This window comes from Mesoterricola silvestris, assembly GCF_030295405.1.
In the GTDB taxonomy this organism is placed as follows: Bacteria; Acidobacteriota; Holophagae; order Holophagales; family Holophagaceae; genus Mesoterricola; species Mesoterricola silvestris.
On sequence record NZ_AP027080.1, the window covers coordinates 4,087,118 to 4,109,861 of the forward strand.

Below are 22,744 nucleotides of genomic sequence, written 5' to 3' on the forward strand. Positions count from 1 at the left end.
AAGGCACATCAGGAGATCCCGGGAATGATCCCCATCATGCCCCGTTCCCATGGCATTTTCAACTTTCCAGGGCCGGGGTCCCCCGCAGGCGTCCCAGGGCCCGCCCCCTGACCTCCACGAACCAGCGGCTGAACCGGGCCATGTAGATGTAGATGACCGGCGTGGTGTAGATCGTCAGCACCTGGCTGACGATGAGCCCGCCCACGATGGCGATGCCCAGGGGCCGTCTCAGCTCCGCGCCCGCGCCCCGGCCCAGGGCCAGGGGCAGGCCCCCCAGCAGGGCGGCCATGGTGGTCATGGTGATGGGGCGGAACCGCAGGAGGCAGGCCTGGAAGATGGCCTCCTCGGTGGTGAGGCCCTCCCGGCGCTCGGCCTCGATGGCGAAGTCGATCATCAGGATGGCGTTCTTCTTCACGATGCCGATGAGCAGGATGATGCCGATGAAGGCGATGAAGCTCAGTTCCGTGCCGCAGAGGAGCAGGGCCACCAGGGCCCCCACCCCCGCCGAGGGCAGGGTGGAGAGGATCGTCAGGGGGTGGATCAGGCTTTCGTACAGGATGCCCAGCAAGAGATATACCGCCAGGAACGCCGCCAGCACCAGGATGGGCTCGTTGGCCAGGGAGGCCTTGAAGGCCTGGGCGGTGCCCATGAAGTTGCCCCGGATGGTGGCCGGAAGCCGGATCTGCTCCTGGGCCTTCTCGATGGCCTTCACCGCGTCGCCGATGGCGACCCCGGGGGCCAGGTTGAAGGTGATGGTCACCGACGGCAGCTGGCCCTGGTGGGCCACCGCCAGGAGCGTCGTCTCCCGCTGGAACTTCGCGAAGGCCGACAGGGGCACCATGGCGCCGGTGCTGGCGTGCACGTAGATCTTGTCCAGGGAATCGGGGTTCTGCCAGTAGTCGGGGGCCACCTCCAGCACCACGTGGTACTGGATGAGGTCCGTGTACATGGTCGACACCGGCCGCTGCCCGAAGGCGTCGTAGAGGGTGTTGTCGATCATCTGGGAGGTCACGCCCAGGCGCGCCGCGGTGGGGCGGTCCACCACCACGCTGGCCTGGAGGCCCTGGTTCTGCTGGTCGGTGTTCACGTCGGCCAGTTCCTTGATGCCCCGCATCTTCTCGAAGACCCGGGGGGCCCACTGGAACAGCTCCCGGGATTCGTCCCCCTGGAGGGTGTACTGGAACTGGGCGTTCCCGCCCCGCCCGCCGATGCGGATGTCCTGGACGGGCTGGAGGTAGAGATTGGCGCCGGCGACCTTGGAAAGCTTGCCCCGCAGGCGGTTGATGATCTGGTCGGCGGTCACGTCGCGCTGGTCCATGGGCTTCAGGGCCACGAAGACCCGCCCGGTGTTGGTGGTGCCGCCCCCGCCCACGGAGCCCGACACCGCGCTCACCGCCGGGTCGGCCTTGACGATGGTGACGAACTCCCGCAGCCGGCCCTTCATGGCCTGGAAGGAGATGGACTGGTCGGCCTGGATGGCGCCCATGATCCGGCCCGTGTCCTGCTGGGGGAAGAAGCCCTTGGGCACGAAGATGTAGAGCAGCACCGTGGAGGCCGCGGTGGCCAGGGCGGCGCCCATGGTCACGCGCTTGTGGCGCAGGACCCAGCCCAGGCTCCGCTCGTAGGCGCCCAGGACGGCCTTGAACCACCGTTCGGAGGCATTGAAGAGCCTGCCGTGGTGGGCCTCGGAGGAGGGCCGCAGGAGCCGCGCGCACATCATGGGGGTCGTCGTCAGGCTCACGGCCATGGACATGAGGATGGCCACGGAGAGGGTGACGGCGAATTCCCGGAAGAGCCGGCCCACGATGCCGCCCATGAGGAGGATGGGGATGAACACCGCGCAGAGGGAGATGCTGATGGAGAGCACCGTGAACCCGATCTCCCGGGCCCCCTCCATGGCCGCCTCGTAGGGGGCGAGGCCCCCCTCCAGGTGCCGGGTGATGTTCTCCACCACCACGATGGCGTCGTCCACCACGAAGCCCGTGGCCACGGTCAGCGCCATGAGGGAGAGGTTGTCCACGCTGTATCCCAGCAGGTACATCACCCCGAAGGTGCCCACCAGGGACACCGGCACCGCCACGCTGGGGATGAGGGTGGACCGCCAGTCCCTCAGGAAGATGAAGACCACCAGGATCACCAGTCCCACGGAGATCATGAGCGTGCGCTCCACGTCCTTCACAGAGGCCCGGATGGTCTGGGTGGCGTCCAGCACCTCGTCGAAGTTCACCGAGGGCGGCAGGGAGGCCTTGAGCTGGGGCTCCAGGGCACGCACCGCGTCCACGGTGTCGATGATGTTGGCCCCGGGCTGGCGGAAGACGGCCATGCTCACCGAGGGCCTGCCGTTGGTGAGGCCGTCGTTGCGCAGGTCCTCCACGGAGTCCGTCACCCGGGCCACGTCCTTGACCCGCAGGGCGGTGCCGCCCTTGAAGGCGATGACCAGCTCGCCGTAGTCCTTCGCCTTGAGCAGCTGGTCGGAGGTGTTGATGATGAAGGTCTTGTCCCCATCCACCAGGGAGCCCTTGGGCTGGTTGACGTTGGCCTGCAGGAGCACCAGGCGCACGTCCTCCAGGCCCAGGCCCCGGGCGTGGAGGGCGTCGGGATCCACTTCCACCCGCACCGCGGGCAGGGCCCCGCCCCACACGAAGACCTGGCCCACCCCCGGCACCTGGGAGAGGCGCTGCTGGAGCACCTTGGAGGCGATGTCGTACATGTTCTGCCGCGGCACGATGTCCGAGGTGAGCGCGAAGAGCATCACCGGCGCGTCGGCGGGGTTGACCTTGCGGTAGCGGGGATTGTTGGGGAGGTTGGCGGGCAGCTGGCCCCGGGCCGCGTTGATGGCGGACTGCACGTCCCGGGCCGCGGCGTCGATGTTGCGGTTCAGGTCGAACTGCAGGGTGATGTTGGTGGACCCCAGGGAACTGTTGGAGGTCATCTCCGTGATGCCCGCGATGCGCCCGAACTGCCTCTCCAGGGGCGTGGCCACGGAGGAGGCCATGGTCTCGGGGCTGGCCCCGGGCAGGCCCGCCGACACCTGGATGGTGGGGAATTCCACCTGGGGCAGCGGGGACACCGGCAGGAACTTGAACGCCAGGCTCCCGGCCAGGGCGATGGCGATGGTCAGGAGGGAGGTGGCGATGGGCCGCCGGATGAACGGGGCGGAGATGCTCATGGGGCCTCGGCCGGGACGGGCGCCCTGCGCAGGCCCCGGAGCCGCCGCGCGATGCGGTCGAAGGCCAGGTAGATGACCGGCGTGGTGTAGAGGGTCAGCACCTGGCTGAAGATGAGGCCGCCGATGATGGAGATGCCCAGGGGCCGGCGCAGCTCGGCGCCCACGCCCGTGCCCATGGCCAGGGGGACCGCGCCCAGGAGGGCGGCCATGGTGGTCATCATGATGGGCCGGAACCGCAGGAGGCAGGCCTGGTAGATGGCCTCCTCCGGGGGCAGGCCCTCCTTGCGCTCGGCGTCGATGGCGAAGTCGATCATCAGGATGGCGTTCTTCTTCACGATGCCGATGAGCAGGATGATGCCGATGAGGGCGATGACGCTGAAGTCCGTGCGGCAGATCATCAGCGAGAGCAGGGCGCCCACGCCCGCGGACGGCAGGGTGGAGAGGATGGTCACGGGGTGGATGTAGCTTTCGTACAGCACGCCCAGGAGGATGTACATGGTCACCAGGGCGGCCAGGATCAGGAAGGGCGTGTTCACCAGGGAGGCCCGGAAGGCCTGGGCCGTGCCCTTGAACTCCGACTGGAGGCTGCCGGGCATGTCCATGCGCTCCCGCACCTTCTCGATCTCGCGCACGGCGTCGCCGATGGAGGCGCCCCGGGCCAGGTTGAACGACACGGTGGCCGCGGGGAACTGGCCCTGGTGGTTGATGGCCAGGGGGGCGAAGGTGTTCTCGATCCGCGTGATGGCCGTGATGGGCACGGCCCCGCCGGTGCTGGACTTGAGGAAGAGGTTGTCCAGGGCGTGGGGCCCTTCCCGGAACCCCTCCTTGGTCTCCAGCACGACCCGGGTCTGGTTCAGTTCGGTGAAGATGGTCGAGATCTGCCGCTGGCCGAAGGCGTCGTACAGGGCGTCGTCCAGCATCCGGGGGGTGATCCCCAGCCGCGCGGCCGATGCCCGGTCGATGATCAGGCGCGTCTGCAGGCCGTTGTCCTGGAGATCGCTGGCCACGTCCCGGAGGATGGGGATCTTGGAGATCTCCTCCACGAACTTCGGCACCCAGGTGCCCAGGACCTTGGAATCGGGGTCCTCCATGGAGTACTGGTACTGGGTGCGGCTCACCCGGTCCTCCACGGTGAGGTCCTGCACGGGCTGCATGTAGAGCTTGATGCCGTCGATGCGCTCCAGTTCGGGCTTGATGCGCCGGATGATGTCGCTGGCGCTGAGGTGGCGCTCCTCCAGGGGCTTGAGGTTGATCTGGATGCGCCCTGAATTGAGGGTGGAATTGGTGCCGTCCACCCCGATGAAGGAGGAGAGGCTCTCCACCGCCGGATCCTGGAGGATCACCTCGGCCAGTTCCTGCTGCTTGCGGGCCATGGCGTTGAAGGAGACCGTCTGGGGCGCTTCCGAGATGCCCAGGATCACGCCGGTGTCCTGCACCGGGAAGAAGCCCTTGGGGATCCCCACGTACAGCAGCACCGTGACGCCCAGGGTGCCCACGGCCACCCACAGCGTGGCGGTCTGGTGCTTGAGGACCCAGGTGAGGGTGCGCCCGTAGAAGGCGATGACCGCCTTGAAGACGCGCTCCGAGGACTGGTAGAACCGGCCCTTCTCGTGCTCGTGCTGGTTGCGCAGGAGCCGGGCGCACATCATGGGCGTGAGCGTCAGGGACACCACCGCCGAGACGATGATGGTCACGGCCAGGGTCACGGCGAATTCCCGGAAGAGCCGGCCCACGATGTCGCCCATGAAGAGCAGCGGGATCAGCACCGCGATGAGCGAGACCGTCAGGCTCACGATGGTGAAGCCGATCTGCTCCGAGCCGCGCAGGGCCGCCTCCATGGGCGGGACCCCCTCCTCGATGTACCGCATGATGTTCTCGATCATGACGATGGCGTCGTCCACCACGAAGCCGGTGGAGATGGTCAGGGCCATGAGCGTGAGGTTGTTCAGGCTGTAGCCCAGCACGTACATCACCGCGAAGGTGCCCACCAGGGACAGCGGCACGGCGAAGCTGGGGATGATGGTCGCCGCGAAGGTCCTCAGGAACAGGAAGATCACCAGGATGACCAGGGCGATGGTGAGCATCAGCTCGAATTCCACGTCCTCCACCGAGGCGCGGATGGTGGTGGTGCGGTCCGTGAGGATCTGCATCTTCACGGCGGCGGGGATGGACGCCTGGAGCTGCGGGAGGAGGGTCTTGATGCGGTCCACCACCGCGATGATGTTGGCCCCGGGCTGGCGCTGGATGTTGAGGATCACGGCCGGGGTGCGGTTCATCCAGGCCGCGAGCTTGGCGTTCTCGGTGCCGTCCACCACCGTGGCGACGTCCTGGAGGGTGATGGGGTTGCCGTTCTTGTAGGCGATGATCAGGGGCTTGTACTGGGCGGAGGAGAGCAGCTGGTCGTTGGCTCCGATGGCGTACGACTGCATCTTGCCGTCGAAGGCGCCCTTGGCCTGGTTGACGTTGGCAGCGCCCACGGCGGTGCGGATATCGGCCAGGGAGAGGCCGTACGAAGCCAGGGCGGCGGGGTTGACCTGCACGCGCACGGCGGGCTTCTGGCCGCCGCTGATGCTCACCAGCCCCACCCCGGGCAGCTGGGAGATCTTCTGGGCGAGGCGGGTGTCGGCGAACTCCTCCACCTTGGGCAGGGAAAGGGTGTCCGAGGACAGGGCCAGGGTGAGGATGGGCGCGTCGGCGGGGTTCGTCTTGGAGTAGATGGGCGGATTGGGGAGGTCGCTGGGCAGGTACGTGCCCGCGGCGTTCACCGCGGCCTGGACCTGCTGCTCGGCCACGTCGATGTTCAGGTCCAGCACGAACTGGAGGGTGACCAGGGAACTGCCCTCGGAGGAGCTGGAGGTCATCTGGTTCAGCCCGGGGAGCTGGCCGAACTGCCTCTCCAGGGGTGCGGTGATGGCGGTGGCCACCACGTCGGGGCTGGCCCCGGGGTAGAAGGTCTGCACCTGGATGGTGGGGTAGTCCACCTGGGGCAGGGCCGAGACCGGCAGCTGCTTGAAGCCCAGGATGCCCACCAGCATGATCCCGGCCATGAGCAGGGACGTGGCGATGGGCCGGAGGATGAACGGCCTGGATGGGTTCATTTGGCGGCCTTGGGGGCGCCCTGCCCTTCCTCGAGGACCTTGCTGCCGGGCCTCAGCTTGTCCAGGCCGCTGACCACCACCTTCTCACCGGCGTTGAGCCCCTTGCGCAGGGCGGTGACGTCGCCCTCCGTGGCCTGGGGTTCGACGATCCGCAGTTCCACGGTGGCGTCGGGCTTGATCACGTAGACGAAGGTGCCGTTGGGGCTGCGCTGCACGGCGGCCGCGGGGATCATGAGGGCCCCCTTCAGCGTGTCCACCAGGAGGCGGGCATTGACGAACTGGTTGGGGAAGAGGGCGCCGTCCTTGTTGGCGAACTGGGCCTTGATGCGCACCGTGCCCGTGGTGGCGTCCACCTGGTTGTCCACGGCCAGCAGGGTCCCCGAGGCCAGCTTCTTCGTCATGTCCCGGTCGAAGACCTCCACCACGGGGACCTTGCCGCCCCTGCTGCTGTCCAGGACGTTCTGCACGTTGTCGGCGGGGACGGAGAAGAGCACGTTGATGGGGGAGACCGGGGTGAGGGTCACCAGCCCCGTGGTGTCCGAGGCCTTGACGGTGTTGCCCGTATCCACCAGGCGCAGGCCCACCTTGCCCGACACCGGGGCCGTGATGCGGCTGTAGGTGAGGTTCAGCTTGGCGTTCTCCACCGAACCGGTGTCGGCCTTCACCGCGGCCTCGCACTGGTCCACCAGGGCGCTCTGGGTGTCCAGCTGCTGCCGGGAGACGATCTTCTGGTCGAACAGGGACTGGATGCGGGCCAGGTCCATGCGGGCGTTGCGCAGCACGGACTGGTCCTTGGCCATCTGGCCTTCGGCCTGCAGGAGCTGCACCTGGTAGGGCCGGGGATCGATGGTGATGAGCAGATCGCCGGCATTCACCAGCTGCCCTTCCCGGAAATGGATCTTCATGATCTGCCCATCCACCCGGGTCTTCACCGTCACCGCGTCCGTGGGCACCACCGTGCCCAGGCCCGAGAGATTCACGGGCATGTCCCCGATGCGCGCCACCCCCGTGGCCACCGGAACGGCCCGCTGGGGCGGCGCCGGCTTGGCGCCTCCCGAGAGCCCCTTCACCGCCACGGTGGCCAGGACGGCCACCGCCACGGCGAGGCCCAGCCACACCTTCCAGCCCCTGCGGGGAGCGGCGGCTTCGACAGCGTTGTGGATAACCGATTCGTTTGCGTCCATGGGGAGCCTAGGCCTGTAGGAAATGCCGACGGGTCAGCCCACCGGACGGAAGTTCGGGATACACATCGTTACCAGAGGTATTCTAGCAAAAAAAGGCAAACGGAGCGTCCATTCCTAAACCAGCGGGCGCCCACTCACGTTGGACCCGATTGCACGCCAAGCGTTTACGCGGGAAAGCGACCCGGCGGAAGGCCGCAGGCTCATTCTAGTCCCACCCGGGGGATTTCCCATGTCCCAACGGTCGATTTCCCTCGCCTTGCCGGAAGTCCGAGCCCCTGTTCCACCGACCGCCCCGTCCCTGGGTTCAGCATGGGTCCGGAAACCCCGCCGTCGATGCAGGAACCGGATGGCAACCCCAGGCCGCGCCCTGCCCAGAGAGATGGTTCCGGAAGGACGGGCCGATTGGATTTCCGAACTATTTTTTTCCTGGCGCCGCCTGGTCTGCGGCAGACCCTTCGCCCGTTTCGCGCGGGTGTTCCGGCATCTTCAACCCCATATTGCTCACGAGATCCATCCAGGAACCCGGAGAATGCATATGGACCTTGCCGGTTGGGCTGAACAGGAAGCGCAATTGGCCTTGCCGATCAAAGGGAATGTGTTCGGGGAATAGGCCAAGTCCTTTCAGATTTTCCTTGTTGCCGGTTTCGGGATCCAGGGCCCACCACTGGATATCGGTCATTTCCTTGATGATTTCCTTGAATCGCCTTTTATTTTCAACCGCCACCTCTTCCGGCGAGCCCGGCGGCGTATAAAGGGATTTCGCAAAAAGGAGGACATCCGCGGATCTCGTCGCAACAACCAGGCGATTTTCCCGGTCCGGGGTCGCGGCCAGGAGGAAATGATCCAGGTGGCCCAGCTTTTCCATATCGCCCACATCCAGGTGCCCAAGGTCGATCATTTTATGGAAGTCACCGTTCTTCAGACTCAAAAGCCAAATGACGCCCGCCTTGGACGAAGCCAATGCGAGGTGGTTTGGCAGAAGCGCCGGCAACCAAAGATCCGGCCGCAAACCCGAAGGCGAAATTATGCATTTTTGAATCTTGAGCGGCTCACGATTCGGGGACTCCCCGGGACGGAGAGGCGGCAAAGGATAGGTAACGGTCCCAACACTGGCGATGTTTTTTGATGTTCCGAACGGAAGACTTATCAGATTTTGGAATTCAAGTTTTTCTTTCCGAAGTTTGAATATCGCGACCAGAGAAGCCTGATCGTCCTTGACATAGCCATAAAACGGGCTAATGCCAATAAAAAGGTCTTCTTTGTCAAGCGGCACCATATAATTTGTGACGCCATAGGCCGTATCGATTTGGCCCACCCTCTCCCACTGGACCGAATTTGTGTTTACGGATTGCCTGAACAGAAACGATTGACTTATTTCCTTATTATTCTCCTTGCGAATCAACCTTCTGATATCCCAAAAAAAGCCATTTCGGAATGAGCGGTAACCAAATTTCAAACCCTCATTCGGAAGGCGGACGTCGTGGCTTCCGGGTTCATCGTTCGTGATGACGAGAGGGTCCCCTTCCAGCGGTAGAAAAATCCATGCCCTTTCCGTAAAAATTGACTGATCCTGAAGTTTCAAAATTACCGGCATTGCCACTGATTGGGCTGGTTGCGCATAGGCACAATTCACACCAAGGCAAAAACAAAACATGCTCGTAAAGATCTTATGAATCATAAAGTTAACTCCTATTGACTAATTATTAAACACCTCGTTGGAACGGACCTAAAAAATGAATATTGTGCAGCCCAGAAACCGCCGACCCTTGTGCATGACTGAAGACGTCAAGGCACCAGATTGCGGGATTCAAGCATCCGCTCAATACCCGTTATTGCAAGCCGTGAACTGTATGTTGCAATTGGCCATATCCTCGTTGGACCCACCATTGGCGATTACATTGGCTTCGCAGGCCCGAAATGCCGCTAAACAACGCGCGAGCCTTGCCTCAGCCGTTTCTGAACCACCCCCGCCGCCATGGTCATCATCGCTGCCCGTGAAGATCGGGTGCTCAGGCCCTGTTCCAGTCGGGCAAATGCTCCGCGCAGAAAGGCCTGTGCCTGCGCACAACACAACCATGGCAAAAAGACACATACGTAACCGCATTTGGAGCCTCCAAAAAAAATTTGGGGTTGAAATCAAGGCTACTCTCCTAATCCCACCCCAAAAAGTCAATATCTATTTTCATAATGCTGAGCTACAAGCTGCGCAGCTTCGATGAATGCCATACCCCAAAACCCGCCGAGACTTCGTCCCGGGCAAAGTCCTGGTCGTCGTGGAGGAGGGCAAGGCCGCGGTCACCTACGTGCGGAAAACCTGGAACCCGAATTCCGAACACTCCATCTGAAATCTGCTGTTTCAGGAAGTGCATGGATTGGGTGATGACCCCTCGGTGAGTTCGGTTCCTGCAACCGAGACACATTGAGCCAGGGCCATCCTGCAGATGGCCGCCAATGGCCACGAAAGTCGCCGCCAAGGTAAGCCCTCAAATACGTAAATTCCGAACACAACAAAATTAGTAGAATAAATTTCCATGAAAATCAGGAATTTCCTTCCTCTTCAGACTGTTAGACCAATTCTCAAGTTGGACAGAGCCCATTGTCCAGAATTTGCGGCACTGGTCAATATACTCAAGCACCGCATCCCACTCGCCTGCTTCTAGCAAAGCCTTTGCAAGGCCCATATTTGGGCCAAATGTCCTCAGCCTTGGCGAACCCTGAACATTACCAGCCCTCATCAGCATTTCCTTGGCCTCATTCATATTCTTTTTCGAAAGAGCCACATGACCACGGGCTATATATATATCGTGGATTGAATCCCATGGGATGGATCCGTCCGATTGTTTGGCGGCAAGCATGGTAAATTCTTCGCAGTATTTACCGGCATCTTCCATATTTCCATTCATCGCCGCATATTTTGCAACTTCACTCAGCGCTAGAATGCGCTGATTTGCCGTTTTCGATTCCTCTAGTTTGTAAATTGCATCCCGAAAATTATTTTCCAAAAACTGCTGTTGAGAGCTCGCCGACTTGGTCGGTATTTGGCCCATCATCGGGCTTCCGCATAGCATTACTAGGGGTAAAAGTGATTTGAAGGCCTTAGCATCCATATACCCTCCGCATTGGATGCGGAATTATATCGCTGGTGGTTTCCACAATCTACCTTTGGTGGCGTGATCACCTTCCTTTTGCCTATATCCTTGATGGTGCGAGATGCAGCGACTCTCGAAGAACAAACCCCTCAGTCCGAATTCAAACCTCGATTAGGTGGAACCACCACGAGAATCCGCCAAACTCGACCTCGTTTCACTCTGAGCCAGACGCCTGATCCCGCCCGCAATACACATTCCTTGTAATGATACAACTTAATAATGCCTCCAATCCCCCGAGGATTCGGGTTCCGGAATGGCGGGGGAGTTGACATCGTCAGTGCGTTGATGTTTTTTCCCAATGGCGGTCAGCCAATTCAACCGGTTTGCGCGGAGGATTCCGGACGGATACACTTCCCAGGCCAGACCCCAACCATACCTGCTTCACGAACGACGCGCTCGGCGCTTGAGGAGCATCCCATGGCCAACCGGACGACGAACCTGGGCCTTGCCGTGACCGTCGGGTCGTTCCTTGGGTGTCTCCTGGGGTGCGCGGGGGGAGGGCCCAAGGCCCAGATCGCGGCGCCCATCCAGGTGAGCGTTTCGCCGGCCCAGACCCGCGTGGTGGCCGGGGGAACGGCAAGCCTCCAGGCCACCCTCACGGGAACGTCCAACCAGGGCCTCACCTGGAGCGTGGACGGGGTGGCGGGCGGGGACGCCACCACGGGCACCCTGAGCGGCTCCGGCACGACCGTGACCTATACGGCCCCCTCCACCGCCCGCAGCCACACGGTGACGGCCACCAGCGTGGCGGATCCGACGCGGAGCGGCAGTTCCACCGTGAGCGTGACGGAGGTTCCCGTCCCGGTGGAGGTGGCCCTGAGCCCGGGCGGTCCGGTGAGCGTCCCCGCCCTGGGCACCCAGACCTTCACGGCCACCGTCACCGGATCCAGCAATGGCGCGGTGGCCTGGACCATCGACGGGCTTTCCACCGGCACGTCCGCCACCGGGACCCTGGCGGTGTCCGGCGCCAGCGCGGTCTACACAGCCCCCGCCGCCTCGGGGAGCCACACCCTCGCCGCCATCAGCGCGGCCGACGGCACCGCCAGGGCGTCGGTTGCGATCACCGTGACGGCCGCGCCGGTGGTGGCCATCAGCCTCAGCCCCGCGGGCACGGTCAACCTGGCCGCTTCCGGCACCCAGGCTTTCACGGCCACCGTGACGGGATCCAGCAATGGCGCGGTGGCCTGGACCATCGACGGGCTTTCCACCGGCACGTCCGCCACCGGGACCCTGGCGGTGTCCGGCGCCAGCGCGGTCTACACAGCCCCCGCCGCCTCGGGGAGCCACACCCTCGCCGCCATCAGCGCGGCCGACGGCACCGCCAGGGCGTCGGTGGCGATCACCGTGACGGCCGCGCCGGTGGTGGCCATCAGCCTCAGCCCCGCGGGCACGGTCAACCTGGCCGCTTCGGGCACCCAGGCCTTCACGGCCACGGTCACCGGATCCACCAACACGGCCGTGGGGTGGCTGGTGGACGGGGTGAGCAACGGCAACGCCACCGTGGGGACCCTGGTGGGGTCCGGTTCCACCGCCACCTACACGGCCCCGGCGGCGGCGGGCTCCCATGGGGTGACCGCCTTCGCCGCCGCCGATCCCGCCCGGACCGCGTCGGCCACCGTCGTCGTGGCGGCCCCCTCCGTCTCCCTCTCCCTGAGCCCATCGGGTACCACGGCGGTCTACGCCGGAGGCACCGTGGCCTTTTCGGCCAGCGTTTCGGGCACGGCCAACACCGCCGTGACCTGGGCGGTGGACGGCGTCCCGGGGGGCAGTTCCGCCGCGGGAACCATCTCCGGCAGCGGCCTCAGCGCGGTGTACACCGCGCCCGGGGCCGCGGGTTCCCATGCCGTCACCGTCAGCAGCGCCGCCGATGCCACCCGGAGCGCGTCGGCCACCGTCACCGTCTCCACCGCCCCGGCCTCCTCGGTATCCCTGGCCACCGTGGGCAACGGCAGCACCGTGCCCTCGGGCTCCCTTCTCCTCACCGCCGCCGTCGCCAACGCCTCCAACCCGACGGTGACCTGGGCGGTGGACGGGATCCCGGGGGGCAACGCGGCCACCGGCACCGTATTCGCGCCGCCGGTGGGCGGCATCGCGGTCTACACCGCCCCCTCCGCCACCGGCAGCCACCGCATCACCGCCACCAGCGCGGCGGACCCTTCCCAGAGCGCCTCTCTCACCCTCCCGGTGAATGCCACCCTGGTGCAGGCCGCCAGCATCCCCATCGGCGCCAACGTGCGGAGCTCCCCCTACAACGCCGCCGGCGACGGCGTCCGGGACGACACCTCGGCCATCCAGGCCGCCATCAACGCGGTGGCGGGGACGGGCAAGGCCGTGTACCTTCCCGCCGGCACCTACCTCATCGACCCCACCGCGAACCAGACCGGGGGCCTGCGCATGGGCAGCAACATGACGCTGCTCCTGGACCCCAAGGCCGTCATCCAGGCCCGGTCCACCTCCACGCCCTCCTACGAGGTGATCACCGTCACCTCCTGCACCAACGTGAACATCACGGGCGGCACCCTCAACGGCAACAACCTCGACAACACGATCCCCACGCCCACCGCCACGGAGTCCGGCGACTGCATCCACATCACCAAGTCCTCCAACGTGGTGGTGGAGGGGGTGGTGGTCCAGAACGCCTTCAACGACGGGGTGTACGTGGGCGCCAACTGCTCCAACATCACGATCTGCCAGGTCACGAGCCAGTTCAACCGCCGCCACGGCATGGCGGTCACCTACGCCAGGGGCGTGGCCATCATGAACAGCACCTTCCACGGCAACACCGGCTCCATCGAGACGGCGGGGGGCAGCTGGCTCAACGGCTGCGGAATCGACGTGGAGGCCAATTCCGGGGAAAGCATCGTCGGCGTCCTGGTGGCGAACAACACGCTCTCCGACAACCGCCTGGCCGGCCTCGGCTGGGGCGTCCACGCGGCCACCGGCTCCACCACGTCCGATATCTTCGTCATCGGCAACAGGGCCTCCGGCAACTTCTCGGGCATGGACGGCGAGACCTCGAGCCGTTCCTGGGTCCTGGGCAACACCGTCACCTCCAATTCCGCCTACGGGATCTACATCCACACGGGCATGGACACCACCCTGGTCCAGGGCAACACCGTCACCGGGACGGGCACCGCGGGCGACGGCTGCGGCATCGAGTGCTACTACGACACCGCCACCACGGTGGACGCCAACACCTGCACCGGCAACTCCAAGTACGGGATCCGGGTGGAGCTGAGCACGAACCCCACGGTCACCAACAACGTCCTCACCGGCAACGGCATCGCGGGACTGCGCATCGAGAATTCCACGGGCGTCACCCAATCGGGGAACTAGCCTTGGAACCGTAATGAAGGGTCGCTTCCCATTTGAGCGAATCCCTTTTCATCCCATCAATCGACGTTCATCCCGGTTTTCGCAGGGCTGCCGCAGAGGTGGGTCGGAGTGCTTCTTACTCGACGTCCTTGACCCAACGTTGGCGACAACTCCCAACGAAATTCAAACGGGGATAAACAGGATTCAGGGGAAAGAGCAGGATGAAGAACGGCAGGTCGACTAGGCCTGGGGTTGCCGCCACACCCTAATCCCCCATGCAGATCCCCAGGTCCCGGGCGGTCTGGAGGGTGTCCCCGTCCAGGGGGACGCCCTTCATGCGGCCGGCCACTTCCGCCAGGGGGACGTAGTTCACGCCGTTCACGGCCAGGGCCACCATGACGCCGCTGAAGCCCTCGTCCAGGGCGCGCACGGCGGCCGCGCCGAAGCGGAGGGCGGCGAGGCGGTCGAAGGAGGTGGGGCTGCCGCCCCGAAGGAGGTGGCCCAGGACCACGCAGCGGGAATCCTTTCCGGTGCGCTCCTGGAGGGCCTTGGACACCAGCTCGCCCATGCCGCCCAGGCGCTCGGCGTGGCCGGTCTCGGCGGCGGCGGTGATGAGGCGGGCGCCGTCCCGGGGCGCGGCGCCTTCGGCCACCATGACGAGGGAGTACATCCGGTTGTGGAAGTCCCGGGTGCGGATGGCCTCCACCACCTTGTCCAGGTCGAAGGGGATCTCGGGGATGAGGATGGCGTGGGCGCTGCCGGAGATGCCGGCGTGGAGGGCGATCCAGCCCGCGTAGCGGCCCATGACCTCCACGACCATCACCCGCTGGTGGCTCTCGGCGGTGCTGTGCAGGCGGTCCAGGCATTCCGTGGCGAAGGCCACGGCGGAATCGAAGCCGAAGGTGGTGAAGGTCTTGTCCAGGTCGTTGTCGATGGTCTTGGGGACGCCCACCACGCGCAGGCCCTTCTCGGCCAGGGCGTTGGCGATGGTGAGGGAGCCGTCGCCGCCCACGGAGATGAGCGCGTCCAGTTCGCGCTTGGCGAAGAATTCCAGGATCTCGTCGGTGCGGTCCACCTCGCGGATGGTACCGTCGGGCATCTTGAGGGGGAAGTGGCAGGGGTTGCCCTTGTTGGTGGTGCCCAGGAGCGTGCCGCCCAGGTGGGTGATGCCCCGCACCCGGTCCCGGGTGAGGCGGAAGACGCCGCCGTCGGCGTAGCGCTCGGGGAAGAAGATCCCGTTGAAGCCCTCGCGGATGCCGTAGACCTCCCAGCCCCGGCGCTGGGCGGAGATGGTGGCGGCACGGATGACGGCGTTCAGGCCCGGGGCGTCGCCGCCTCCGGTGCAGATGGCCACGCGGCGGATGGGACTGGTCATGGGATTCTCGCGGCAGGAAAGGGTTGGTTTGCGTTCCCACCATTGTGGCACTATCAGGCGTTGACGGAGGGAAACCATGTCCGGGGCCTACGCGAATTTCACCCACATGACCGACTACATGGGCCTGGAGGGCCTGCTGACGGACGAGGAGCGCATGGTGCGCGAAACGGCCCGGGAGTTCGTGAACCGGGAGGTCCTGCCCATCATCGAGGGCCACGCCCAGGCGGGCACCTTCCCGGCCCGCCTGGTCCCCATGATGGGCGAGCTGGGCTTCTTCGGCCCCACCCTGCCCGAGAAGTACGGATGCGCGGGGCTCTCCCAGACCGCCTACGGCCTCCTCATGTACGAGCTGGAACGGGGCGATTCCGGCCTGCGCTCCTTCGCGTCGGTGCAGGGCTCCCTGGTGATGTGGCCCATCCACGCCTACGGCAGCGAGGCCCAGAAGGACCACTGGCTCCCCCTCCTGGCCTCCGGCGCGAAGATCGGGTGCTTCGGCCTCACGGAACCGGATTTCGGCTCCAACCCCGGGGGCATGCTCACCCGGGCCGAGCGGCTCCCCGGGGGACGCTGGCGCCTCAACGGCACCAAGATGTGGATCACCAACGGCACCGTGGCCGACGTGGCCCTGGTGTGGGCCCGCACCGACGAGGGCATCCGCGGCTTCCTGGTGGAGAAGGGCACGAAGGGCTTTTCCGCCCCGGAGACCCACGGCAAGTGGAGCCTCCGCGCCTCGGTCACCTCCGAGCTGGTGCTGGAGGACGTGGAGGTGGACGGCGAAACCAGCCTCCTGCCCCTGGCCAAGGGCCTCAAGGCCCCCCTCTCCTGCCTCACCCAGGCCCGCTACGGCATCGCCTGGGGGGCGCTGGGAGCCGCCGACGCGTGCTACCAGTGCGCCCTGGACTACGCCCTGAGCCGCGTGCAGTTCGACAAGCCCATCGCCGCCACCCAGCTCCAGCAGGAGAAGCTGGCCTGGATGGTCACGGATCTCACCAAGGGCCAGCTCCTGGCCCTGCAGTTGGGGCGCCTCAAGGAGCAAGGCACGTGCACCCCCGCCCAGGTCTCCATGGCGAAGATGAACAACGTGAACGCCGCCCTGGAGATCTGCCGCCGGGCCCGCACCATCCTGGGCGCCAACGGCATCCTGGACGAGTTCCCCGTGATGCGCCACATGGCCAATCTGGAAAGCGTCTACACCTACGAAGGCACCCACGACATGCACACCCTCATCGTCGGCGAGGAAGTGACGGGGCTCGCGGCGTACCGCTAGGGTACGCAGACCGAACCGCTCTTGAGTCCGGCCACGGCGATGTCGGTGCCGTCGTCCAGGATGAGGAGGGCCCGGCCGTCCTCCATGCGCACGTCCACGATCATGCGATTGAGGTAGCGCGCGAAGGGGTCCCGGTGCCACACCACGCCGGTGGGCCAGGCGCGGCGGTAGGCCTCCACCACGGGGTCCACCACGGCCAGCACGGAGCGCAGGGCCTCCTGGAAGGCGGCGGCGAAGCCGGCGGGAACCTCGCGGCCCAGGCCGGCGGCCCACAGGAAGGCCTCGGGGCGCAGGGTGCCCCGGTAGTCCCGGCCATCCTCCGTCCATTCGCCGCCCATCTCCCAGGGGCTCATCTTCAGGCCGCCGGTGGCCACCACCGTGGCCTTGGAAAGGATCACCCGCCGGCTCCGGGAGGCGCCCAGGTGCAGGTAGACGCCCAGGAGGGGCTCGTCCACGCCGGTGCCCACGAAATCCTCCCGGCGGGAGGGGTTGTCGTGGAAGACGGCGGCCCGCAGGGGCAGGCCCTCGAAACAGGCGGCCACCTGCCGGCCCGGGGCGTCCCGGCGCCCGAAAAGGCCCTTCACCCCCGCCTCCCAGGCCGCCTGGACGGAAGCCAGGCACACCACCCCTTCGGGGATGCCCAGATCGTTGAAGGGCGGCGGTTCCTCGCGCCAGTTCCGGGCGAGGGGCGGGACAACCTGGCGGAACAGGATCAGGGCCGGGTCCAGGTCCCAGTGGACCTCGGGATCGTAGCCCAGCTCCCGGCACAGCTTGAACCAGGCCGCCGACGGCGAGGCCTGGCCCAGTTCGAAGACGGGGTGGCCGTCCAGGAAGATCCGCAGTTCCGGCGCGGCGGGGGCGTACTGGAGGAGGATCTCGTGGTCGCCCAGGGTGGCCAGGGCCGTCTCCAGGTACGGCTCGTCCACGGAATCCAGGACGTTCAAGGGTTCGCGAAGGATCCAGGCGCCCTTTTGCATGGCGGCACCTCCAGGGGGACTCCCCAATATAGGTCTACAGCACGGCCCTTCCCGTCTTTTTCAGGGAGAGCTCCAGGGTGAACTCCGCCACCGTTTCGGTGCTGGTCCCGGTCCGCACGTCGGCGCGCACCCGCACCGGCCCGGTCTCCCGTTCCCCGGAGGCCAGGGCCCGCTCCACCAGCTCGCCGATGCGGGCGCCGTCCTCGCAGATGAAGCGCACGTCCGCCTCCGGCCGCTTCAGGAACCGGGCCTCGAAGGCCTTGAAGATGAGCGTCAGGCCCGCCTTCCGGGCCCGGATGCGCTCCACGGCCAGCAGGCCCCCCGCGCAATCCGCCCCGATGGCCAGGGCCCCGAAATACATGGAGCCCAGGTGGTTGCGCGTCCAGCGCCGGAGGGGGACCCGCACCACGCAGCGATCGGCGTCCAGTTCCTCGACGGTGGGCCGCACGGAGGCCAGGAGGGGGATCCGGGCCCAGCCCAGGAGCCGCAGGGCGAAGGTGCGGCGAAGGAGCGCGAAGGTCGTCATGGTCCAGCATAGGGTTTCCAGGGTCCCGGGCCATGGGGACCGGGAAAATCCCTTGGCACCCCCCCCGATTCATGATTCAATCCATCCCCATAGAGCAGGACCATGACCGCCCATTCCGCGACCTTCACCTTTACCCCCGCCGCCCGCCGTTATTATTACGGCGGCGGCGGAGGACTGGTCGAGGCATGGAGCCCTAACAGCTAGAAGCTCCCGCACCCCTTCGAACCCGTCCCCCAGATCCTGGCGGACGGGTTTTTTCGTTGCCGGGAAAGGCGGACCCTCCAGGAGAACCCCATGGACCCCACGCAGGAAACCCTCGGCGCCGCCCGCAGGGAGATCGACGAGACCGACCGTGAACTCATCCGCCTCCTGGCGCGCCGCTTCGAGGCGGTGCGCCTGGTGGCGGAGGCCAAGGCCGGCGACGGCGAAAGGCCCGTCATGGACAACGACCGGGAGCGGGACGTGCTCTCGGCCTGGATCAAGGACGCCGAGGACCTGGGGCTTTCGGCGCCCTTCGCCCGGCGGATCCTCAAGGAGATCCTCAGCCATTCCCGCAGGCTCCAGGAGCCCGTGGTGGAAGGCAGCCCCTCCCGGGCCCGCAAGGTGAAGGTGGGCTACCAGGGCGTGGCGGGCTCGTACAGCTCGGCGGCCGCGGCCCACCTCCTGTCCACCCGCAGCGCCCAGGGCGGGGAGCTCATCGGCCACCCCATGTTCCTGGACGTGGTGGAGGCCCTCCAGTGCGGGGCCATCGACTACGGGTTCCTGCCCATCGAGAACAGCATCGGCGGGGCCATCGCGGACGTGAACCGGCTCCTCATCGACAACCTCCTGCACATCGTGGACGAGGAGGTGTGGGACGTGGACCACGTGCTGGCCGCCAAGCCCGGCGTGACCCTGGAGCAGATCCGCGTGGTGCGCAGCCACCCCGCCGCCCTCACCCAGTGCGAGGGGTTCCTGCGGTCCATGGACGACGTGACCCGCCAGCCCTGGTTCGACACCGCCGGCGCCGCCGAATCCCTCCTGGAGGAGAGCGCCCGGGACGTGGGGGCCATCTGCTCCGAGGAGGCCGCCCGGGCCCGGGGCCTGGACGTGCTGGCCACCCGCATCGCCGACCAGGAGCACAACGAGACCCGCTTCCTGCTCCTGGCCCGCGCCCCGGAGCCCCCCGATCCCCGGGTGCCCAGCAAGACCTCCATCGTCTTCCGCCTGAACCACCACGAAGGCACCCTCTCCAGGGCCCTGGGCATCTTCGCCCAGGCCGGGGCCAACCTCACCCGCATCGAGAGCCGGCCGCTGCCGGACACCCCCTGGGAGTACCTCTTCTTCGTGGACGTGGAGGGCCACCAGAACGCCCCGGCCCTGGCCCGGGCCCTCAAGGAGCTGCGGGGTTCCTGCAACCACCTGCGGGTGCTGGGCACCTACCCCCGGCGCACCCGGGGCCAGGAGGCCCACCTCGATGCCGCGGCCCCGGCCGCCGTGCCCGAGCCGGTGCTCTCCTGCGAGGCGAGGCCCGAACCCGCCCCCGCCGCCGGCCCCGCCCGCGCCGCCTTCAAGATCGGCAACGTCACCGTCGGCGAGGGCCAGTTCGTGCTCATGGCCGGCCCCTGCGCGGTGGAGAGCCGCCAGCAGATCCTGGAGGGGGCCCGCATGGTGCGCGCCGCGGGGGCCACCATCCTCCGGGGCGGCGCCTTCAAGCCCCGCACCTCGCCCTACGCCTTCCAGGGCCTGGGGCTGGAGGGCCTGCGCTACCTGGAGGAGGCGGGCCGCGAATGCGAGATGCCCATCGTCACGGAGATCCTCACCATCGAGGACATCTTCGCGGTCTCCGCCAAGGCCGACATGCTCCAGGTGGGCGCCCGCAACATGCACAACTTCGCCCTGCTCAAGGAGCTGGGCAAGCTGGACAAGCCCATCCTCCTCAAGCGCGGCATGAGCGCCACGGTGAAGGAGCTGCTGCTGGCCGCCGAGTACATCCTCCACGGCGGCAACCAGCGGGTGGTGCTCTGCGAGCGGGGCATCCGCACCTTCGAGACCGCCACCCGGGCCACCCTGGACATCGCCGCGGTGCCCGTCCTCAAGGGGCTCACCCACCTGCCCGTCATCGTGGATCCCTCCCACGCCGCCGGGGTGCGCCACCTGGTGGTGCCCCTGGCCCTGGCCGCCGCGTCCGCGGGCGCCGACGGACTGATCGTGGAGGCCCACCCCAACCCCGCCGAGGCCCTCTGCGACAAGGACCAGGCCCTCACCCGCGAGGACATGGCCGCGCTGCATGCCGGCCTTCGGCCCATCGTGGACGCCCAGGGGAAGAAATGGTGACCCTCAATACCCGCGCCGGCAGCGCCGGCCTCTCCCCCACCATGGCCGGGGCCTCCGCCCCCTGCCTGCACCCCGACCCCGTGGACCTCACGGTGGGCGAGCCCGAAGGCCTGCCCCCGGTGGAGGTGCGCGAAGCCGCGGCCCGCGCCGCCCTGGAGGGCCGCACCCGCTACGGCCCGGCGCAGGGCCTGCCCGCCCTGCGCGAGCTCCTGGCCGCGGACCTGACCCGGCGGGACGGGATTTCCCGGTCGGCCGAATCCGTCCTCGTCACCGCCGGCGGCAAGCCCGCCATCCTCGACGCCCTGCGGTGCATCCTGGAGCCCGGGGACGAGGTGCTGATCTTCGCGCCCTACTGGCCCACCTTCAAGGACCAGGTGGCCTGGGCCGGGGGCACCCCCGTCATCGTGCCCCCGGGCCCCGATCTCCTCCCCGCCGAGGGCGCCCTGGACCGGGCCCTGGGCCCCCGCACCCGGGCCGTCATCCTCAACCAGCCCTCCAATCCCACCGGCCGGGTGTGGGACATCCCCCGGCTCCAGGACCTGGCCGACGTGATCCTGGAGCGCGACCTGTGGCTGGTGCTGGACCAGGTGTACGGCACCCTCACCCTGGACGGCCCCGAGGTGCCCTGTCTGCGCACCTGCCCCGACCTGGCCGACCGCACCCTCCTGGTGGAGAGCTTCTCCAAGCGCTTCGCCATGACCGGGTACCGCCTGGGCGCCGCCGCGGGGCCTCCGGGCCTCATCCGCGCCATGACCGGACTGGGCTCCACCAGCGTCACCCACCCCAGCATGATCAGCCAGCACGCCGGCATCGCCGCGCTCCAGCTGGACGGCGCCTTCGAGCGGGAGATGGCCGAGGGCCTCCGGGTGCGCCGGGACCGGCTCCAGGCCGGCCTCAACGGCATCCGGGGCATCCGCTGCGGCCGCCCCGAAGGGGCCATCTACCTCTTCCCCCACGTGGGCGAATGGATGGAAGCCCACGGCGTCGCCTCGGACCCGGAGCTCGCCGCGCGCCTGCGGGACGAGGCCGGCGTGAAGGTGCTCCCCGGCTCCGCCTTCGGCGCCCCGGGCTACCTGCGCATCTCCATCGCCGCCTCCCTGGATGCGCTGGACAAGGCACTGGAGCGCATGAGGACCTTCCTGGCCTAGAAAAAGGCCGGGCCCCAGGGGGCCCGGCCTCTGCTGTTCCGTTAAATCAAACGCGGACTTCCTGCCTCCGGGCGGCCGCGGCCAGGGCCGCGGCCTTGTCGGTGCGCTCCCAGGGGAAGCCGTCGCGGCCGAAGTGGCCGTAGCTGGCGGTCTCCCGGTAGATGGGGCGCAGGAGATCCAGGGTGGTGATGATGCCCTTGGGGCTCAGGTCGAAATGCTCGGCCACGAGCCGCTCCAGCTGCTCGTCGGAGACGGTGCCGGTGCCGAAGGTGGTGACCATGACGCTCACGGGCCGGGCCACGCCGATGGCGTAGGCCACCTGCAGCTGGCACCGGGAGGCCAGGCCCGCGGCGACGATGTTCTTGGCCACGTACCGCGCGGCGTAGGCCGCGGAGCGGTCCACCTTGGAGGGGTCCTTGCCGGAGAAGGCGCCGCCGCCGTGGGGGGCGGAACCGCCGTAGGTGTCCACGATGATCTTGCGCCCCGTGAGGCCGCAATCGCCCTGGGGGCCGCCCACCACGAACTTGCCCGTGGGGTTGACCAGGTACTCGGTGCCCTTGAGCCAGGCGGCGGGCATCACGGGCTTGATGATCTCCTCGATCACCGCCTCCCGCAGGACCTCGTAGGGGATGTCCTCGGCGTGCTGGGTGGACACGACGATGCTCTCGGCGCCCACGGGCCGTCCGTCCACGTAGCGCAGCGTCACCTGCGACTTGGCGTCGGGGCGGAGCCAGCCGAAGATGCCCTCCTTGCGGAGCCGGGCCTGGCGCTCCATGATCCGGTGGGCGTAGTGGATGGGCGCGGGCATGAACGCCTCGGTCTCGTCGCAGGCATAGCCGAACATGAGGCCCTGGTCGCCGGCGCCCTGCTCCTTGTGGAGGCCCTCCCCCTCGGTGACGCCCTGGCTGATGTTCTGGGACTGCTTGTCGTAGCAGACCATCACGGCGCAGCCCCGGTGATCGATGCCGAAGTCGGTGTTGTCGTATCCGATGTCCTTGAGGACGCCCCGGGCGATCTGGATGTAGTCCACCACGGCGCTGGTGGTGATCTCCCCGGCCATGACCACCAGGCCGGTGTTGCAGAGGGTCTCCGCCGCCACCCGGGACGCGGGGTCCTGGGCAAGGCAGGCGTCCAGCACCGCATCGGAAATCTGGTCGGAGACCTTGTCCGGGTGGCCTTCGGACACGGACTCCGAGGTGAATAGGTAGTTGCTCGACATC

14 protein-coding genes are annotated in these 22,744 nt (G+C 66.9%); 5 read left to right on the top strand and 9 right to left on the bottom strand.

The window, feature by feature from the left end:
- Positions 1-58 precede the first annotated feature (58 nt).
- The 4 genes from R2J76_RS17525 to R2J76_RS17540 all read right to left on the bottom strand — a co-directional run bounded on the left by R2J76_RS17525 (position 59) and on the right by R2J76_RS17540 (position 9,129).
- Positions 59-3,169 (bottom strand): multidrug efflux RND transporter permease subunit, encoded by a 3,111-nt coding sequence (locus R2J76_RS17525; RefSeq protein ID WP_316412941.1) that lies wholly within the window; start codon positions 3,167-3,169, stop codon positions 59-61.
- The gene (locus tag R2J76_RS17530) at positions 3,166-6,267 is read right to left on the bottom strand and encodes an MdtB/MuxB family multidrug efflux RND transporter permease subunit (RefSeq protein WP_316412942.1); all 3,102 of its coding nucleotides are present in this window, start codon (positions 6,265-6,267) and stop codon (positions 3,166-3,168) included. Before R2J76_RS17530 ends, R2J76_RS17525 begins: the two co-directional genes overlap by 4 nt.
- Complete coding sequence (locus tag R2J76_RS17535; protein WP_316412943.1) at positions 6,264-7,451, bottom strand: MdtA/MuxA family multidrug efflux RND transporter periplasmic adaptor subunit; 1,188 nt, start codon at positions 7,449-7,451, stop codon at positions 6,264-6,266. The genes R2J76_RS17530 and R2J76_RS17535 overlap by 4 nt, the downstream gene beginning before the upstream one ends.
- Before the next feature lie 415 nt (positions 7,452-7,866).
- Positions 7,867-9,129, bottom strand: coding sequence for a hypothetical protein (locus tag R2J76_RS17540; protein ID WP_316412944.1), 1,263 nt, complete (start codon positions 9,127-9,129; stop codon positions 7,867-7,869).
- 541 nt (positions 9,130-9,670) lie between these two features.
- Between R2J76_RS17540 and R2J76_RS17545 the strand changes: the two genes are divergently transcribed.
- Entirely contained in the window at positions 9,671-9,796 is a 126-nt protein-coding gene (locus R2J76_RS17545) for a hypothetical protein (protein ID WP_316412945.1), read from the top strand.
- 168 nt (positions 9,797-9,964) lie between these two features.
- On the opposite strand, the gene R2J76_RS17550 is transcribed toward R2J76_RS17545, so the two are convergent.
- Positions 9,965-10,558 (bottom strand): hypothetical protein, encoded by a 594-nt coding sequence (locus tag R2J76_RS17550; protein ID WP_316412946.1) that lies wholly within the window; start codon positions 10,556-10,558, stop codon positions 9,965-9,967.
- Between the two features lie 459 nt (positions 10,559-11,017).
- Between R2J76_RS17550 and R2J76_RS17555 the strand changes: the two genes are divergently transcribed.
- Positions 11,018-13,936 carry a beta strand repeat-containing protein gene (locus R2J76_RS17555; protein ID WP_316412947.1) on the top strand — a complete coding sequence of 973 codons (2,919 nt, stop codon included), beginning with the start codon at positions 11,018-11,020 and terminating at the stop codon, positions 13,934-13,936.
- Between the two features lie 244 nt (positions 13,937-14,180).
- On the opposite strand, the gene R2J76_RS17560 is transcribed toward R2J76_RS17555, so the two are convergent.
- Complete coding sequence (locus tag R2J76_RS17560) at positions 14,181-15,290, bottom strand: 6-phosphofructokinase (protein ID WP_316412948.1); 1,110 nt, start codon at positions 15,288-15,290, stop codon at positions 14,181-14,183.
- A 76-nt stretch (positions 15,291-15,366) separates the two neighbouring features.
- Between R2J76_RS17560 and R2J76_RS17565 the strand changes: the two genes are divergently transcribed.
- Positions 15,367-16,557 (top strand): acyl-CoA dehydrogenase family protein, encoded by a 1,191-nt coding sequence (locus tag R2J76_RS17565; RefSeq protein WP_316412949.1) that lies wholly within the window; start codon positions 15,367-15,369, stop codon positions 16,555-16,557.
- Here R2J76_RS17565 and R2J76_RS17570 read toward each other — a convergent pair.
- Both R2J76_RS17570 and R2J76_RS17575 read right to left on the bottom strand, forming a co-directional pair.
- The gene (locus tag R2J76_RS17570) at positions 16,554-17,534 is read right to left on the bottom strand and encodes a hypothetical protein (RefSeq protein WP_316412950.1); all 981 of its coding nucleotides are present in this window, start codon (positions 17,532-17,534) and stop codon (positions 16,554-16,556) included. The genes R2J76_RS17565 and R2J76_RS17570 overlap by 4 nt on opposite strands.
- Positions 17,535-17,568: 34 nt before the next feature.
- The gene (locus tag R2J76_RS17575) at positions 17,569-18,060 is read right to left on the bottom strand and encodes a DUF4442 domain-containing protein (RefSeq protein ID WP_316412951.1); all 492 of its coding nucleotides are present in this window, start codon (positions 18,058-18,060) and stop codon (positions 17,569-17,571) included.
- Positions 18,061-18,354: 294 nt separating this feature from the next.
- Here R2J76_RS17575 and aroF point away from each other — a divergent pair, with 294 nt between their 5' ends.
- Positions 18,355-20,376: a 3-deoxy-7-phosphoheptulonate synthase gene (aroF, locus tag R2J76_RS17580; protein WP_316412952.1), complete on the top strand. Its 2,022-nt coding sequence runs from the start codon at positions 18,355-18,357 to the stop codon at positions 20,374-20,376.
- Positions 20,370-21,524, top strand: coding sequence for a pyridoxal phosphate-dependent aminotransferase (locus R2J76_RS17585; protein WP_316412953.1), 1,155 nt, complete (start codon positions 20,370-20,372; stop codon positions 21,522-21,524). Before aroF ends, R2J76_RS17585 begins: the two co-directional genes overlap by 7 nt.
- A gap of 46 nt (positions 21,525-21,570) precedes the next feature.
- On the opposite strand, the gene metK is transcribed toward R2J76_RS17585, so the two are convergent.
- Entirely contained in the window at positions 21,571-22,743 is a 1,173-nt protein-coding gene (metK, locus tag R2J76_RS17590; RefSeq protein ID WP_316412954.1) for a methionine adenosyltransferase, read from the bottom strand.
- Position 22,744: the final 1 nt, after the last annotated feature.

Coding starts and splice junctions, on each gene's coding strand:
- R2J76_RS17525 (WP_316412941.1), bottom strand. CDS start 3,169: ATGAGCATCTCCGCCCCGTTCATCCGGCGGCCCATCGCCACCTCCCTC.
- R2J76_RS17530 (WP_316412942.1), bottom strand. CDS start 6,267: ATGAACCCATCCAGGCCGTTCATCCTCCGGCCCATCGCCACGTCCCTG.
- R2J76_RS17535 (WP_316412943.1), bottom strand. CDS start 7,451: ATGGACGCAAACGAATCGGTTATCCACAACGCTGTCGAAGCCGCCGCT.
- R2J76_RS17540 (WP_316412944.1), bottom strand. CDS start 9,129: ATGATTCATAAGATCTTTACGAGCATGTTTTGTTTTTGCCTTGGTGTG.
- R2J76_RS17545 (WP_316412945.1), top strand. CDS start 9,671: ATGCCATACCCCAAAACCCGCCGAGACTTCGTCCCGGGCAAAGTCCTG.
- R2J76_RS17550 (WP_316412946.1), bottom strand. CDS start 10,558: ATGGATGCTAAGGCCTTCAAATCACTTTTACCCCTAGTAATGCTATGC.
- R2J76_RS17555 (WP_316412947.1), top strand. CDS start 11,018: ATGGCCAACCGGACGACGAACCTGGGCCTTGCCGTGACCGTCGGGTCG.
- R2J76_RS17560 (WP_316412948.1), bottom strand. CDS start 15,290: ATGACCAGTCCCATCCGCCGCGTGGCCATCTGCACCGGAGGCGGCGAC.
- R2J76_RS17565 (WP_316412949.1), top strand. CDS start 15,367: ATGTCCGGGGCCTACGCGAATTTCACCCACATGACCGACTACATGGGC.
- R2J76_RS17570 (WP_316412950.1), bottom strand. CDS start 17,534: ATGCAAAAGGGCGCCTGGATCCTTCGCGAACCCTTGAACGTCCTGGAT.
- R2J76_RS17575 (WP_316412951.1), bottom strand. CDS start 18,060: ATGACGACCTTCGCGCTCCTTCGCCGCACCTTCGCCCTGCGGCTCCTG.
- aroF (WP_316412952.1), top strand. CDS start 18,355: ATGGACCCCACGCAGGAAACCCTCGGCGCCGCCCGCAGGGAGATCGAC.
- R2J76_RS17585 (WP_316412953.1), top strand. CDS start 20,370: ATGGTGACCCTCAATACCCGCGCCGGCAGCGCCGGCCTCTCCCCCACC.
- metK (WP_316412954.1), bottom strand. CDS start 22,743: ATGTCGAGCAACTACCTATTCACCTCGGAGTCCGTGTCCGAAGGCCAC.